A 16482-nucleotide genomic window follows, 5' to 3' on the forward strand; every position below is an offset into this window, starting at 1 on the left:
GGGTCGTTAGCTCAGCTGGTAGAGCAGCGGACTTTTAATCCGTTGGTCGCAGGTTCGAATCCCGCACGGCCTACCAAAGATTCAGCAAAAAAGCCAACCTTCGGGTTGGCTTTTTTGTATTCCGCTCACATTAGGATGATCGCACCATGACTTATGAAGATTTTCTCGACGAGGTGACCACGCTCCTCACGGAGATGTATGACCTCACCGACGAAGCGGCGATCAAGCTGGTGGTCGACGCGCAAGCCAACGATTACTTCGTCGCGCACGACGACAAGGAAGAACTGCGCACCGCCGAGCAAGCCAAGCTGGACGCCACCGCGCTCCACGAAGGCAAGCAGAACCGCAACCAGACGCAGCGCAAGCAGCAGCAGCGTCAGGTGCAGAAGAAAAAAGCGACTTGAGTTAATTCTGACAACTTTCTCATAAGTTATTTTTGTAACTTCGCGCTCGTTGCGATGATTAAATTTGCTGGTTTGAGTGACCCATTTATCGGGGACAGCGAGTTAGAAGCGGGTAATCTAAGTTTAAAGATAACTTAATTGCATAGATAGAACGCGAACCATTTGGGTGGTTGCCGGAAAGCTTGTGAGCTTTTGAATGGCTCGACTTTAAACATAAGCTCTTTGACCCGTAGTTGATTAGCATATGCGTTTCAATTAGGACTAATCCAATCAACCACCCAGATACTTACTAAAGAATTACTTTCGATTTAAAGCCCGAGATAAGATTTTCTTGTTTCGGATTAGGTCAAATCGAAACCTAACTCTTCCATGGAGTAATAATTTGAGGGAAATTAATGGCCCGCCACTCTTCTGACCACTCTTTCAAATAGGCAATATCGGTTGAGTTTGGCTTGTCTGAACAAGTGTCAATTAAAACCATGGACGGCAAGGATATTGAATCCCCAATGATAAGGGCCTCACCTGATTGCAAGACTGGCAGACTTGCGATCAAATCGCCAGATGTATCTGGCAAAAGCTTTTTTACGTAAGCCTGATCATCAGGATTAGTAAGCCGCATAGCAATGTAATTTGAACACTGCGAAAATATCGTTTCCGACACTTCAGACGGTCTCTGACTAACAATTCCAAGAGTAACGCCATATTTTCTGCCCTCTTTTGCGATCCTTTCGATCGCGACCTTTGAAGCTCGATATTTGACCATGTCGCTTCGCGGAACATACTTATGGGCCTCTTCATAAACAAGCAGTATCGGCGCCTCAGATTTGGGGTTTTTGACCAATGAACGTTTGTAATAATATCCAAATTCAAAAATAAGTCTTGATATAAGAGATACTGTAATACTTAAAACCTCGAATGGAATACCACTAAGATCTATCACAGTAACATTAGATTTTTTTGAATCCCCATATCCTAAAAATTGCTGCAATACTGATTCGATTGTTATACCCGTAGAATCCTTAAACAAGAATCCCAGCCTGGGATTGTTAATCGTATTTTCCAAGCGCATCAAAAATCTATCAAATTCCCCTGTATATGGACCATTTACAAAATCAGTGCTGACTTTATCGAATTCATATTCATCATTAAAGTAACAGGGAATTCGATCCGCTATTTGCTTACCATTCTTATCCTCAGGTACTTTAGCCTTCTTCTTATTGACCAACTCAGAATTCATATTCTGAATGTAACGTTTAACTTGCTTAATATCAAATTGAAGTGGCGAATCGAAAAAGACCTTTTCGCTTTTAGTAAATATTTTTTTATTCTCAATTACAGTATGCCTAAATTGAGAGACTTGATTGTATGAATTGCTTTCGCTACTTTCTATAAACAACTCCATCAACTCCTCTCCGTCGAAGAGCCAATATGGGATACTCAATGTTGACGAATCTAAATAATTACATTCGGGGAACGCTTGCGAATATTCTCCATGAATATCAAATAACACAATATGGGAATTATTTAATCCTGAATATTTACTTGATTTTGCGGAGATTGCACTCTGCAGTACTTTAGCCACTGTGTGTGACTTTCCTGATCCAGTAGCGCCCACAATAGCAAAATGCTTGTTAAAAAATTTATCGCCATTGATAGGGACTTTCACATCCGAGTGTGTCACGAGGCTAGAAAATGTGAACTTTTCAGTTTCTAGCAGCCCAGTTGAATAAATAGCAGACAACTCTTCTTTAGTAAGAATTCCAATCCCATTGTTGGGTGGCAGAGGGACGCCGTGGCCGCCCCTCTTGAATATGAGTGAACCCTTCGATCCATATAACATACCAACCAATTTCACGTCGAGAAGGAAAGACGGACTTGAAGAATCCGTTGCACTGATCGCTTGTAAATCTTTAATCCGATAATTATCGACAACTCCAACAACATAAGTATCTTGCATGCCGCGGCACGGAACTTTAACATAGCTACCTATGTTAAATTGCCCCTCAAAAAGAGATGGGTCAATGATCTCGATAACAAGAGCAGTAGAAGATACACTTGAAATCCTAAAATTTTCACTTATCATAGTTTAGATCCTTACTAAGCTCGGCACTTCATTATGGTGGATGTCAGTTACAAGGAACGCTGAAAATGGAATAAGCGTAGGAATTTCATCTTCTCCAAAATATAAAACTCGACTCGGTTGCAGTTTAGATGCCGTCAATTTTTCAAAACTCGTACGCGAGATGACTTTTGCGTGAAATGATATGTCCTCTAAAACGTCAGACGGCTTCCTATTGCTCATCAGCTTTCGCAACACAATTGCTTTTCGATGAAAAATATTTTCGTTGAAACCAAGATCCTCAAATCCATCATTCACTACAATATCTAGAGCCACTAAAACTCTCTTCACATTTGTGCAGACCCCATCTTGTAAAATAAAGGTTGGCGGACACAAATCATGCACTGCTGATTTGTAATATTTCCGCACTATTGATTCAATTGCTTTAGCAATTTGTTCTGATGACCCTGAACAACGGTCGCCAAATATAAAATAATTAGATTGATTCTTGTATAAGTTCGGCGTGTTGGAGATTAAGAACTTAAGAAAATTTTCACGCCCTTTGTATTCCTCGAACGAACCATAAAATAGACTTTTCTTACCATCGCCTATCATTTCCAAAACAGTTTTTCGATCGCAGAGTCTTTTTGTAACAGTGCCGTTTTCGATTACCAACTTTCTTAGATAATTAGCGATAATTGCATAGTAGTAAACTGCATCAACAGAGTTAACACAAAAATTCTGCTTGGATATAATCGAGATTACCTCAGAAAAATGAGGTGAATAACTATCTGCAAACTCCAAAGTAAATCGCCCCGCAAATGATTGTATGTCAAGGTCATTAAGGCTCTCGATAGTTTTAATTTTTTCGAGATGAGCAGCTGAGGAATTTGATTTGGAAGAAATTTTTAGAATCGACTTGATTCCGGCCAAGTCAAATTTGATGCGCGATTTTTCTTTATCAGTGAAATGACAATAAAGAATATAATTCCTATTACCGTTATCATTGATAGATAAATTTAATAGCTGTAAAATAGGGTCTCTAATTTTATATTCAGAAAATTCCTGTGTTTCTTTATACTTGACTTGAGTAACGAAATCGTCAGTATTCAAATCTTGAATATTTTCAATCCAAATCTCTTCGTCGTCGGCTCGTTCAGGATCGAAAATTTCCTTTATAGTTTTGTCAACTTGAAATTCAAAACCTTTGATTGCGTAATATCCCCCGTCCTCCATTTCGCGCCTTTAAGAAAGTTTGAAGCGCTATGCTAACTGAAAAATAATAAATATCATCAAGCATGGACTGAAAATAATCTTAATAAGATAAAGATGATTCATAGTTATTTGCTATCAAAATTATATTCAAAATGCATATTTTTATCGTTTTAATAATTTTTGGTGCGGTAGTACTAAACGAATCCTTAAACTTTTTAGGAAGACTTCCTAATAATTCAAGTCAGATGTCGAACATCGATTTAGACGGACATCTGACTGCGCAAAAATCTAGAATCGCAGCTTAGCCGGTTGAATCTATGCAAGGAGGATATGTTTCTTGAGGCGTTAGAACATCCCTTAGACATTTTTCACCTATGTCTGCGTGCGTAAAGAGTGCTTATTGTCCATGCGCTCGAGCAACGTCAATGCACAAGGGAGTCAACTTATAGGAACGCGTAGACGCCGTAAGCGCCCTACGCTACTAGCGGCTAACTGAACGACCTTGCAGGGTGCAGGTACATTCTCTTTGGAACCAGAAGCCTTATTGTAAATAGGCCTTTTTATCAACTAGCCGCTTTTCTTCGATCCCCGTTCTACGAAGAACCCGTTTTCAGATTGGTTAAGGGCGGTACTGAGAACATAGCCTCGCCAGGCGCAAAGACGAGACTAATCACGCCGCTACGGCCGGATTCGCCTGCTTGCGGTACAAGAACTCCAGCACCTGCCGGCGATGCTCGGTGTAACGCGCATCCTGCGCCAGCGCCACCCGGTCGCGCGGCCGCTCGAGCTCCACGGCGACGATCTCGCCGATTGTGGCCGCCGGCCCATTCGTCAGCATGACGATCCGGTCTGACAACAGCACCGCCTCATCCACGTCGTGCGTCACCATCACCACCGTGGATTTCGTGGCCGCCACGATCTTGAGCAGCTCGTCCTGCAAGTGCGCGCGCGTGAGCGCGTCGAGTGCGCCGAACGGCTCATCCATCAACAGCACCTTCGGCTGCATTGCCAGCGCCCGCGCGATGCCGACGCGCTGCTTCATGCCGCCCGAGATTTCATGCGGCCGCTTGGTTTCGGCACTTGTCAGGCCCACCAGCGCCAGCGCATCCATCGTCCGCTCGCGCAACTGCGCGCGGGATTCAGCCCCGCTGAACACCCGCTCGACGCCCAGATGGATGTTCTCGTAGCACGTCAGCCACGGCAACAGCGAATGATTCTGGAACACGACCGCGCGCTCCGGTGACGGGCCACCGATCTCGCGGCCAGCGCAGATCAGCAGGCCTGCCGTCGGTTTGAGCAGCCCGGCAACCAGGTTCAGCAACGTCGACTTGCCGCACCCCGAGTGGCCGATCAGCGTGATGAATTCGCCCTTGCTGACCGTCAGGTCGATCCCCTTCAACGCCGGGAACACGCCCTTCTTCGTGTGAAACGCCATCTCGACGCCGGTGATGTCGATGAATTTCTTTTGCAGTTCGTCCATGATCGAAACCCCTTTCAGTTAGCCACTTGTTCGTGGGTCAGTGCGCGTGCCAGCGACACTAGCGCCAGTTCGAGCAACAGGCCGACCACACCGATGATGGCAATCGCGATGATGATGTGCGCCACGTTCAGGTTGTTCCATTCGTCCCATACCCAGAAGCCGATGCCCACGCCGCCGGTCAGCATTTCGGCTGCGACGATGACGAGCCACGCGGTGCCGATCGCCAGGCGCACGCCGGTCAGGATGTAGGGCAGCGCCGATGGCAGCAGGATCTTGGTGAGGATTTTCCATTCCGACAGGTTCAGCACGCGCGCCACGTTCATGTAGTCCTGCGGCACGCGCTGCACGCCCACGGCCGTGTTGATGATCATCGGCCAGATCGAGCAGATGAAGATCGACCAGATCGCGGCCGGGTCGGCCGACTTGAATACCAACAGGCCAATCGGCAGCCAGGCCAGTGGCGAGACCGGCTTGAGCAGGCTGATGATCGGGCCGAACATGCGGCTGACAAATTGCACGCGCCCGATCACGAAGCCCAGCGGAATCCCGATCAGTGCCGCCAGGCCGAAGCCGATCGCTACGCGCTGCAGCGACGCCAACACGTTCCAGCCGATGCCTTGGTCGTTGGGGCTGTTGCGGTAGAACGGATCGGCGAACAGTTCGAGCGCTGCCTGCCACGTGACCAGCGGCGACGGAAACGCCTCGTTCTGCGCGGCGATCACTTGCCAGACCAGCAGCACGAGCGCGATGCCGGTCAGCGGCGGCGCCACGCGCCGGACCGCCGTGGCAAACGGCTGCGCGCGGCGCGCAGAAACGGTGCTGGCTGCCGGCTTGCGCGGTGTGGCGGTGCGCGCCGGGCCGCTGGCGGCCACCGGCACTGGCGCCGGCTCGTTGGGAACGGATTTCAACAGGGCATTCATGACGGCTCCTCGCAGTACGGGTGGATGGTCAAGCCTTGACCTTGAACGACGCGGCATACGCCTGTGGGTTCTTGCCATCCCACACGGTGCCGTCCATCAGCTTCGATGTGCGCAGCAAGCCCGCCGGGACCGGCGTCTTCGTCATCGTTGCCGCGTCCTTGTACAGCTGGATCTGGTTGACCGCCGTGGCCACCGCCAGGTAATCCGGATCGGTCTTGAGCAAGCCCCAGCGGCGATGCTGCGTCATGAACCACATGCCATCGGACAGGTACGGGAAATTGACCAGGCCATCGTTGTAGAACTTCATGTGGTTCGCGTCGTCCCAGGTCTTGCCCATGCCGTTCTGGTAGCGGCCCATGATGCGCTGGTCGATCGCGTCCTTACTCGTGTTGACATACGACTTGGCGGCGATCACTTCGGCCATCTTGTTCTTGTTGGCCAGTGACGCATCGATCCATTTGCCTGCCTCCAGAATGGCCGCCATCATCGCGCGGCACGTGTTCGGATTGGCCTTGGCAAATTCCAGCGTCGAACCCAGCACTTTCTCGGGGTGGTCGCGCCAGATGTCCTGGGTCGTCGTGGCCGTGATGCCGATGCCATCCATAATGGCGCGGTGGCCCCACGGCTCGCCGACGCAGAAGCCGTCCATATTCCCGATGCGCATATTGGCCACCATCTGCGGCGGCGGCACCGTGATGACCTTGGCGTCCTTCATCGGATTGATGCCGTTGGCAGCGAGCCAGTAATACAGCCACATCGCGTGGGTGCCAGTCGGGAAGGTTTGCGCGAACGTGTAGTCGCGCTTTTCAGTGCGCATCAGTTTGGCGAGGGAGGCGCCGTCGACCGCGCCCTTGGTGGCCAGTTGCTTCGACAGCGTGATGGCCTGGCCGTTGTTGTTCAGGCCCATCAGTACGGCCATGTCCTTCTTCTGGCCGCCAATGCCCATCTGTACGCCGTACAGCAGGCCGTACAGCACGTGGGCGGCGTCCAGGTCGCCATTGGCAAGCTTGTCGCGCACGCCGGCCCATGATGCCTCTTTGCTCAGCACAAACTTGACGCCGTATTTCTTGTCAAAGCCCAGCACCGACGCCATCACGACCGATGCGCAATCGGTCAGTGGAATGAAACCGATTTTGATCTCGGTCTTTTCGGGTTTGTCCGACCCCGCCGCCCATGCCCCGCCCCCGGCCAGCCCCAGCAGGCCGCCGGCCGCTGCCAGCGATGCGCCATGAATGATGTTCCGGCGGGTCCCGTCGACGTTCGTGCCGGTGGACGGGTTGCCCTGCGCTTGACGCTGTTGATTTTCCATTGCAAATCCCAAAAAGTGATCAGGCAAAAAAAAACGGCTACCCCACATGAACGTGTTCATGCGTTGGTAGACGTCGTTGTCCGGGGAGGCTGGGCCAGCGTTGGCATTCACCTCGTGCGCTCCGTTGCGCATTAACCATTACGCAAGCTTCGTGCCAGTGACTGCCGCAGAGTGAGCGCGAGAATGGCCACCGCTGCGGTGCACCGCAGCATGGCGCGCGCGGCGCACTACGATCGCGCAGCGCCTCTTTTTGGACGGCGTTGCAGGCCGGTGTGCTGGCTGTCCGTACGCGCGCACGGTTGACAACGCGGCCTTCCACAAGTGAATGCGTGCATGCTAGGATTGTTTATTGCCTCAAACACAAGCACGAGTACATTACTACCATTACTGACCTTGCACCGCCGGGGCCTGCAACTGGAGCCATTTATGCACACCGAACAAGTCCAGCGTCACCGCACGCCGATCCATACGGCGACCGCCGTCGACCGCAGCAATCCAAAAAAGCCACGCCGTCATATCGCGAAAGACATCGTCGCAAGCAGTCGCCGCCTGCGCCAGCGCATTGGCGTGGTCGCCGTCGTCTGCATCAGCCTGGCCACGCTGCTGGTGGCGTTCGAGTAAGCCGGCGCATTAGGCCCCGCCTTGCGCCTTGCCCGCGCCGTAATGGCCGGGCTATACTGCGCCGTCACCCGTTCCACCAGGATTGCATGTCGCTGTTGCACACCTTACGCATCACCCACACCAGTACGGCCCTGCGCCGGTTGCTCCTGTGTGCGTGCGCGCTGATCCTGGCACTGCAACTCATCGGCAGCTCGTACCACGAGCATGACCTGGCCGAGCAGCTGTCCGACTGCGTCAGCTGTCAGGTTGCCGCCCATGCCACGACGGACCTGCCGGCCGTATCGCCACAACTGCTGGCCGTCTTCCTGGCGGTCGTCTATCTCCTCGCGCGCCTGCCGCGCCCTGCGCCGTTCTACCGCCGCCAGTACCTGATCCCTTCCCCCCAGGCGCCACCACGCCACCAGTCCGTCCACTGATTCGTCCATGCGCCGACGCGGTCATCAACGTGACCTGACGGCGTAGCGGCGCGAGTCATCTCCAGCCCGTTTGCCACCGCCGCTTATGCGTACGTCTGCATCGAGCGTGCACGCTGCATGCGTGCGCCGGCATACCTTGTTTACTTTGAAAGAACACGATGACCATGACCACTCCTGCCATGGAGGCGACCGGCGTGACCGTCGCCTACGGCGCCACGACCGTGCTGCGCGACCTGAACCTGCGCGTTGCGCGCGGTGAAATCTATGCCCTGCTGGGCGGCAACGGCGCCGGCAAATCGACGACGCTCAACGCCTTCCTCGGCTTTCTCGCACCGCAGACCGGCAGCGTACGCGTGTGCGGCATCGACGTCGCCGCCGACCCGCTCGCCGCGCGCGGCCAGCTTGCCTACGTGCCGGAAAACGTCGCTCTCTATGAACACCTGAGCGCCCGCGAGAACATCGACTACTTCCTGCGCCTGGCCGGCAGCGATCGGACCGGTGCAGCGATGGACGCCACCATTGACGATGCCTTGCGCGCGGTGCGGCTCGATCCCGCCGCATGGACGCGTCGTCTCGGCGGCTACTCGAAAGGCATGCGCCAGAAGGTCGCGATCGCGCTGGCCGTGGCGCGTCAGGTGCCGCTGCTGCTGCTCGACGAACCGACCACGGGCCTGGATCCCCAGGCCACCAGCGAATTCAACACGCTGCTGCAAGACTTGCGCGCGCGCGGCAGCGCCATCTTCATGGTCACGCACGATCTGCTGGGTGCAGCCGAAGTGGCCGACCGCATCGGCTTTCTGGAGCGCGGCCACATCGGCCACGAAGTCGCTGCCAGCGGCGCCGAACACTATGACGTGCGCGACCTGTACCGGCGCTACGCCGGTGCCACTAACGCTGCCGCCAGACCGGAGGCCGCATGAGCGTTTCTCGAGCACTGCCTGCGGTTGCCATGGGCGAGTGGCGCGCCATGCTGCGCAACCAGGTGGCCGTCGCCGCCGGCATCCTGATGCTGGCGCTCACGCTCGTCGCCATCGTCGTCAGCCATGAGCGCGTGGGCGCCGTGAACGCTGAACGGGCGCGCTTCCAGAGCACGGTCGACGCCCAGTGGGCCAACCAGCCGGACCGCCACCCGCACCGTGTCGTCCATTACGGGCACTATGTGTTCCGGCCCCTCAGTCCCCTCGCCTTCTTCGATTTCGGCGTCGATCCGTTCACCGGCAGTACGCTGTTTTTGGAAGGCCACCGCCAGAACAGCGCCAACTTCAGCGACGCCGCCCAGTCGTCGGTACTGCTGCGCTTTGGCCAGTTGACGCCGGCCTTCGTGCTGCAGGTGCTCACGCCGCTGCTGATCGTGTTCCTCGCCTTCGGCAGCGTCGCGCGCGAGCGTGAACGTGGGCAGTTGCGGCTGCAGATCGTGCAGGGTGTCCGCGGCGCGACGCTGTTGCTTGGCAAGCTCGCGGCCCATGCGGGCGTGGCGCTGCTGCTGGGCGCACCGGCCTTCATCGCGCTGGTGGCGATCGCCGTCATGCACCCGACCGTCGCGGCCGAGGCACTGGCGCTGCTGGCCGGGTATGCGCTGTACCTGCTGGTATGGGTCGTGGCGGCCGTGCTGGTGTCGGCATCGCTGCCCCGGGCGCGCGACGCGCTGCTGGCGCTGGTGGCTGGCTGGATCGTCACGGCGATCCTGCTGCCGCGCGTGATGCCCGATGTCGCGGCCGGCGACGTGGGCCGCCCGAGCCGCATCGAAACCGAGGTCGCGATCCACGAGCGCCTGGCCAAGATCGGCGATACCCACAATCCGGACGACCCGTACTTCAAGGCGTTCCGCGCGCGCACGCTGGCGCACTACGGCGTCGCGCGCGTGGAAGACCTGCCGGTCAACTACAGCGGCCTGTTGATGGCCGAGGGCGAGCGCATGACCAGCGCCCTGTTCGATGAATTCATGCGCGCCGATCATGCGCGCCAGACCGAGGAAAGCGCGATCGTCCATTCGGCCAGCGTGGCCAGTCCGCTGATCGCGCTGCGCCGCATGTCGACCGCATTGTCGGGCACCAACCTCGACAGCCACGCGCGCTTCCTGCTCGAAGGTGAACGCTACCGCTACGCCTTCGTCCAGCGCCTCAACGGCCTGCACGTCAACGTCGTCACGCCCACCGGCGCCGGCGACGAGCGCATCGACAAGCACCACTGGGAAGACACGCCGCGCTTCGGCTACGCCCCTGCCCCGTTCGCCGACGTCGCCGCGCGCCATGCCTGGCTCGCGTTCGCCCTGCTGGGCGGCTGGCTGCTGGCGTTGTTAAGCATCGGCGGCTGGGTCGCCAAACGCCTGGAAAGGAATCCGGCATGAAAACACTGTTAATGGAACTGCGCCAGATCGCGCACTCGCGCCTGGCCGTCGGCGCTGTCGTGCTGCTGGCGCTGCTGTCTGCGCTGTCCGTCTGGACCGGTTTGCATGCCGTGAGCCAGCAGCGCGCCACGCTCGAGCGCATCGCGGCGAGCCATGCCCATGACCACGCGGCCATTCTGGCCACGCAGTTACGCGCTGTCAGTAAAACCGGCGGCGCCGAAGCCGGTGCGGTCGGCTATTATCTGCCGCACCTGACCGTCAATCCGCCGTCGCCACTGGCGTTTGCCGCCATCGGCGGGCGCGATCTGCAGCCGTCGGCGCTGCGCGTGCGCATCCTGGGTTTGCACGCGCAGCTGTACGAATCGGAGTCGATCAATCCCGAGCTGGCCATGCCGGGTCGCTTCGATTTTGCGTTCGTGCTGGTGTACCTGACGCCGCTGTTCGTCATCGCGCTGATGCACGACCTGGTGTCGAGTGAACGCGAAGCCGGCCGCCTGCGCCTGCTGGCATCCCTGCCCAAAGGCGCAGCCAACACCTGGCGCCGCCGCGTCGGCTTGCGCTATGCGTTGCTATGGCTCGCTGCGCTGCTGCCGCTGGCCGTGGGCGCCTTCATCGCCGGCGCCGGCGTGACGGGCTTCGCCCAGATTGCGCTGGTGGCGACGCTGTACCTGGCGTTCTGGTTCGGTCTGGCGGCCTGGGTGGCGGCGCGTGCGCGCACGTCGGCCGGCAGCGCCGCGATCCTGCTGGCAAGCCTGGTGGGACTGACGATGATCCTGCCGACGCTGGCCGATGCGGGCATCGCGCGCCTGTCGCCGGTGTCGAAAGGCGTCGAGCTGGCGCTGGCGCAACGCCAGGCAGTGCATTCGGCGTGGGACGTGCCCAAGACGGACACGTTCGAAAAATTCTTCCGCACGCATCCCGAATGGAAGGACACGGCGCCGGTCACCGGGCGCTTCCACTGGAAATGGTATTACGCGATGCACCAGGCGGGCGACGATGCGGTGGCGCCAAGCGTGGCGCAGTACCGCGCCAGCATGCAGGCGCGCGAAGACTGGACCGCGCGCGCCGGGCTGCTGCTGGCGTCGGTGAACGTGCAGGTGCTGCTGCACCGGCTGGCCGATACCGACCTGGCCTCGCAACTGGCCTACCACGACCGGATCGGGGCGTATCACACGCAGCTGCGGCAGTTCTTCTATCCGTACCTGTTCGACGAGCGGCCGTTCACACCAAGCGATGCGGCAAAGCTGCCCGTGTATGACGGGAGCGCGATGAAGGGGACGCTGGCGCCGGGACAGTTGCTGGCGCTGGCCGTGCTGGCCTTGTTGCTGCTGGCAGCGGGGCTGCGCACGTTGCGCACGGTGCGGTAGGAAAGGCGGCCGGACCGCCAATCCCGGACTGCGTCAGAACTCTTCCCAGCCGTCGCCAGTGCTGGCGTTGGCGGCTTCTGCCTTCGCTGGCTTCACTGGCTTCGCGGCTGGCGCGGCATCGGTGCGGGCTTTTGTCACGACCGGTTTTACCGTCGTTTTCACCGGCGCTTTCGTAGGCAACTTCGCAGGCGCCTTCTCCACCGGCTTCGGCGCCGCATTGCTCACCATCTTCGGCGCACTGGTCACCACGCGCGGCTTGGCCACGACTGCGCGCACGCCCGGCGACGTCACGAGCTTGAACTCGCCCACGGTCTGCGCCAGCTTGGCCGCTTCTTCCTGCAGCGAGGTCGCCGCCGCCGACGCCTGTTCGACCAGCGCCGCGTTCTGCGTCGTCACCTGATCCATCTGCGCGATAGCGCCGTTGATCTGCTCGATGCCGGCTGTCTGCTCCTGACTGGCGGCGGTGATCTCGGACATGATGTCGGTCACGCGGTTCACGCTTTGCACGATCTCGGCCATCGTCGTGCCGGCGCGGTCCACCAGTTCCGAGCCGTGATGCACCTTCTCGACCGAATCGTCAATCAGCACCTTGATTTCCTTGGCCGCGGCCGCGCTGCGCTGCGCCAGGCTGCGCACCTCGCCCGCCACGACGGCAAAGCCGCGGCCCTGCTCGCCGGCGCGCGCTGCCTCGACGGCTGCGTTGAGGGCCAGGATATTGGTCTGGAACGCGATGCCGTCGATCACGGCGATGATGTCGACGATGCGCGTGGCCGACGTATTGATCGCGCCCATCGTCTGCACCACCTCGGCCACCACGGCGCCGCCCTTGCCCGCTACTTCGGATGCCGACGTGGCCAGTGCATTGGCCTGGCGCGCATTGTCGGCGTTCTGCTTGACGGTCGACGTCAGTTCTTCCATCGACGAGGCGGTTTCTTCCAGCGAGCCGGCCTGCTGCTCGGTGCGCGACGACAGATCCAGGTTGCCGGCGGCGATCTCGCTGGAAGCGGTGGCGATATTGTCGGTGCCGGTACGAACCTGGCCGACGATGCGCACGAGTGAGTCGTTCATGTCCTTGAGCGCCTGCAGCAGGCGCCCGGTTTCGTCAGTCGACGTGACCTCGATGGTCTGGGTCAGGTCGCCTTGGGCCACGGCGCCGGCGATCTTCACGGCCTGCTCGATCGGCCGCACGATCGCGCGCACCAGCAGGTAGCCAACCAGCGCGGCCATGATGAGGCCAAAGGCCAGGCCGGCCAGGCATACTGCGCGCACCAGCTCAAAAGTAGCCTGCGAGGCCTGGTATTCGGCCAGCGCCGCAGCCTGCTGCTCGTCGATCAGCCGGATGCCCAGCGTATTGAGCGATGCATACAACTGCGTCATCGGCCCGTTCAGCAACTGGATCGCCTGCGCATTGTCATTGGCGCGGATCGCGGCCACTGCCGGCAACAGGCCGCCGTCGACGAACGCCTTGCGCGACGCTGCGATCTGACCGACCAGGGCGCGCTCTTTTTCGCTCATCGGGACCTGCGTGTACTGGCCCCAGAGCTTGCTGATCGTGGCGATATTCGCATCGACGGCGTCCATCGAAGCGCGGCGCTGACCGGCATCCTCCAGGTTGACGGCCTTGGCCACGGCCAGCTGGTTTGCCGTGATCAGCTGCGTGACTTCCCCGGCCTGGCTCAATCCGACCAGGCGGCGATCGTACATCTGCTTGAGCTCAGCGTTGGCCGTACCAAGGTTGTAGATGCCGATGACGGCGCCGGCGATGAGTTCGACCGCGAGGAACGCGATGACGAAAATGAGGCGCGACTTGATGCTGAGATGTTTGAACATGTTCGCTGGGCTGACGTGAGGAGAAATAAGAAGATACTTTATTGGATTATAGAAACTTATCCTTACCCATGGGAAGTATTGAACGCGAGATTGACGGGTTCCCTACACAAGACGGGCCGGGCGTCGCTGGTCCGCAACAATCCGTTAGTCCCCAGTCAATGCTGCGCCTTGGCAAAAATGACAAGCGCACTGTGAACAGGCAACTTTGTCGATAAAATGACATGATTGTCCACGCCGCCCCATCGAAGCCCCCATGACACTTCCCGTCCTGCTCAACCTGGCCATTGCCCTGGCCGTCTGCGTCTTCCTGTACCGGTTGCAGGCCAACCATGTTTCATTCACCAAGCGCGTGTTCGCCGGCCTTGGCCTTGGCGTCGTGCTCGGCGCCGCGCTGCAGGTGATGTATGACGTGGCGGGGCCGGAAATCAAGGCCACCAACGAATGGCTGAACGTGATCGGCAGCGGCTATGTCCAGCTGCTGCAGATGATCATCATTCCATTGATCATGGTCTCGATCATCCAGGCGATCCTGAAGCTGCGCGATGCCTCGTCGCTCGGCAAGATCAGCACGCTCACGATCGGCATCCTGCTCATCACGACCATCGTCGCGGCCTCGATCGGCATCCTGATGGCCAAGCTGTTCGGCCTGACGGCGGTCGGCCTGACCTCCACCGCTGCCGAAGTCGCGCGCGGCGAGTACATGCAGGGCAACCTGGCCGCTGCCAAGGAACTGTCGCTGCCGTCACTGCTGCTGTCCTTCATCCCGGCCAACCCGTTCCTCGACATGACGGGCGCGCGCAAGACCTCGACCATCGCGGTGGTGGTGTTCTCGATCTTCATCGGCGTTTCGGCCACCGGCATCGCCGGCAAGAAGCCGGAAGTCTTCACGTCGTTCAGCAGCTTCGTGCACGTGGCGCACGTGATCGTGATGCGCATGGTCACGCTGGTGCTGCGCCTGACCCCGTACGGCGTGTTCGCACTGATGGCCAAAGTGGTCTCGAGCTCGAGCTGGCAAGACATTCTGGGCCTGCTCAACTTCGTGGTCGCGTCGTATGCTGCGCTGGCGCTGATGTTCTGCGTTCACCTGGCGATGGTCGCAGCCAGCGGCCTGAAGCCATGGCGCTACGTGAAGAAGATCTTCCCGGTGCTGGTGTTCGCGTTCACGTCGCGCACCAGCGCCGGCTCGATCCCGATGAGCGTGGCCACGCAGACCGCGCGCCTGGGCACGCCGGAAGGCACGGCCAATTTCGCCGCCTCGTTCGGCGCCACGATCGGCCAGAACGGCTGCGCCGGCATCTATCCGGCCATGCTGGCGGTGATGATTGCGCCGACGGTCGGCGTCGATCCGTTCACGGCCGCGTTCCTGCTGCCGCTGCTGGCGATCATCGCGTTCGGCTCGATCGGCGTGGCCGGGGTCGGTGGCGGCGCCACCTTCGCCGCGCTGATCGTGCTGTCGGCGATGGATTTGCCGGTGGCGCTCGCGGGCCTCTTGATCTCGGTCGAACCGCTGATCGACATGGGCCGCACGGCGCTGAATGTCAGCGGTTCCATCGCCGCCGGCACCGTCACCAGCAGGGTCATGGGGCAGACCGATATGCGCGTGTTCAACGACGACGCCGACATCAACCTGGACAGCGAGGCGCAGGCCGTCTGATGCCGCCCGATGGTTTCCGTGCACGGAACAATCGTGCGCTGAAGCCGTCATGAAACCTTCTATGATGACGCCAAGATAACTTTTTGGCGGACTTCATGGAACAAAAATGGCCACAGGAAATTTGGGTCGTGCGGCACGGACAAAGCGCCGGCAACGTCGCCCGCGACCTGGCTGAAGCAGCAGCAGGACACCGCATCGACATCGCCGAGCGCGACGTCGACGTGCCATTGTCCGACCTTGGCGAGCGCCAGTCCGACGCCCTCGGCGCCTGGTTCGCGTCGCTCCCCGCAGCGCAGCGCCCGACCGTCGTGCTGCATTCGCCGTACGTGCGCGCGGCCGAAACGGCCAACCTCGTGATGCGCCACCTCGAACGCGACGACCTGTGCGTGCGCGAGGACGAGCGCCTGCGCGAAAAGGAATTCGGCGTGCTCGACCGCCTGACGACGCACGGCATCGCGCACGACTTCCCCGACCTGTACGAGCAGCGCCATCACGTCGGCAAGTTCTATTTCCGCCCGCCCGGCGGCGAAAGCTGGTGCGACGTCATCCTGCGCCTGCGCAGTGTCATGGATACGATCGAACGGGAATTTGCCGGCGAGCGTGTGCTGATCGTCGCGCACCAGGTTACGGTCAATTGCTTCCGTTACCTGTTCGAGCACCTCACCGAAGCGCAGATCCTCGAATTCGACCGCAACGGCGATGTCCCGAACTGCTCCGTCACATCCTACGAATTCGATCCCGAGGCCGGCAAGCGCGGCGATCTGGCGCTGCGCCTGGTCAATTTCGTCGCGCCGCTGGAAGAGACCGGTACACCGGTCACGGCGGCCAAGGACGTCGCATCGGCCCCCAACGCATAAGGG

General features: G+C 58.5%; 14 protein-coding genes and 1 tRNA gene. 9 read left to right on the forward strand and 6 right to left on the reverse strand.

Features of this window, described 5'->3' with window-relative positions; translation table 11 throughout:
- Positions 1-76, forward strand: a tRNA-Lys gene (locus NX775_RS10865).
- 70 nt (positions 77-146) lie between these two features.
- Positions 147-404 carry a hypothetical protein gene (locus NX775_RS10870; RefSeq protein WP_258836033.1) on the forward strand — a complete coding sequence of 86 codons (258 nt, stop codon included), beginning with the start codon at positions 147-149 and terminating at the stop codon, positions 402-404.
- A gap of 358 nt (positions 405-762) precedes the next feature.
- Here NX775_RS10870 and NX775_RS10875 read toward each other — a convergent pair whose 3' ends face one another.
- From NX775_RS10875 to NX775_RS10895, 5 genes are all read right to left on the reverse strand, one after another.
- Positions 763-2487 carry an ATP-binding protein gene (locus tag NX775_RS10875; protein ID WP_258836034.1) on the reverse strand — a complete coding sequence of 575 codons (1725 nt, stop codon included), beginning with the start codon at positions 2485-2487 and terminating at the stop codon, positions 763-765.
- A gap of 3 nt (positions 2488-2490) precedes the next feature.
- Positions 2491-3699 (reverse strand): hypothetical protein, encoded by a 1209-nt coding sequence (locus tag NX775_RS10880; RefSeq protein WP_258836035.1) that lies wholly within the window; start codon positions 3697-3699, stop codon positions 2491-2493.
- Positions 3700-4348: 649 nt separating this feature from the next.
- Positions 4349-5158, reverse strand: coding sequence for an ABC transporter ATP-binding protein (locus NX775_RS10885; protein ID WP_258836036.1), 810 nt, complete (start codon positions 5156-5158; stop codon positions 4349-4351).
- Positions 5159-5172: 14 nt separating this feature from the next.
- Positions 5173-6078 (reverse strand): nitrate ABC transporter permease, encoded by a 906-nt coding sequence (gene ntrB / locus NX775_RS10890; protein WP_258836037.1) that lies wholly within the window; start codon positions 6076-6078, stop codon positions 5173-5175.
- Positions 6079-6106: 28 nt separating this feature from the next.
- Positions 6107-7387, reverse strand: coding sequence for a CmpA/NrtA family ABC transporter substrate-binding protein (locus tag NX775_RS10895; protein ID WP_258836038.1), 1281 nt, complete (start codon positions 7385-7387; stop codon positions 6107-6109).
- Positions 7388-7813: 426 nt separating this feature from the next.
- Between NX775_RS10895 and NX775_RS10900 the strand changes: the two genes are divergently transcribed.
- The 5 genes from NX775_RS10900 (at position 7814) to NX775_RS10920 (ending at position 12138) form a co-directional block, all read left to right on the forward strand.
- Entirely contained in the window at positions 7814-8008 is a 195-nt protein-coding gene (locus NX775_RS10900; RefSeq protein WP_183550491.1) for a hypothetical protein, read from the forward strand.
- An 86-nt stretch (positions 8009-8094) separates the two neighbouring features.
- Complete coding sequence (locus NX775_RS10905) at positions 8095-8424, forward strand: hypothetical protein (protein ID WP_258836039.1); 330 nt, start codon at positions 8095-8097, stop codon at positions 8422-8424.
- Between the two features lie 164 nt (positions 8425-8588).
- Entirely contained in the window at positions 8589-9344 is a 756-nt protein-coding gene (locus NX775_RS10910; protein ID WP_307732192.1) for an ABC transporter ATP-binding protein, read from the forward strand.
- Positions 9341-10771 carry a DUF3526 domain-containing protein gene (locus tag NX775_RS10915; RefSeq protein ID WP_258836041.1) on the forward strand — a complete coding sequence of 477 codons (1431 nt, stop codon included), beginning with the start codon at positions 9341-9343 and terminating at the stop codon, positions 10769-10771. The genes NX775_RS10910 and NX775_RS10915 overlap by 4 nt, the downstream gene beginning before the upstream one ends.
- A complete protein-coding gene (locus NX775_RS10920; RefSeq protein WP_258836042.1) occupies positions 10768-12138 on the forward strand; it encodes a DUF3526 domain-containing protein in 1371 nt (456 codons plus the stop codon). Before NX775_RS10915 ends, NX775_RS10920 begins: the two co-directional genes overlap by 4 nt.
- A gap of 33 nt (positions 12139-12171) precedes the next feature.
- Here NX775_RS10920 and NX775_RS10925 read toward each other — a convergent pair whose 3' ends face one another.
- Positions 12172-13968 (reverse strand): methyl-accepting chemotaxis protein, encoded by a 1797-nt coding sequence (locus NX775_RS10925; protein ID WP_258836043.1) that lies wholly within the window; start codon positions 13966-13968, stop codon positions 12172-12174.
- 253 nt (positions 13969-14221) lie between these two features.
- On the opposite strand from NX775_RS10925, the gene NX775_RS10930 reads away from it, so the two are divergent.
- Positions 14222-15622 carry an L-cystine transporter gene (locus NX775_RS10930; protein WP_258836044.1) on the forward strand — a complete coding sequence of 467 codons (1401 nt, stop codon included), beginning with the start codon at positions 14222-14224 and terminating at the stop codon, positions 15620-15622.
- Positions 15623-15717: 95 nt separating this feature from the next.
- A complete protein-coding gene (locus NX775_RS10935; RefSeq protein WP_258836045.1) occupies positions 15718-16479 on the forward strand; it encodes a histidine phosphatase family protein in 762 nt (253 codons plus the stop codon).
- The last annotated feature ends 3 nt before the right edge of the window (positions 16480-16482 follow it).

It is taken from the genome of Massilia aurea (assembly GCF_024753205.1).
GTDB classification, from domain to species: domain Bacteria; phylum Pseudomonadota; class Gammaproteobacteria; order Burkholderiales; family Burkholderiaceae_D; genus Telluria; species Telluria aurea.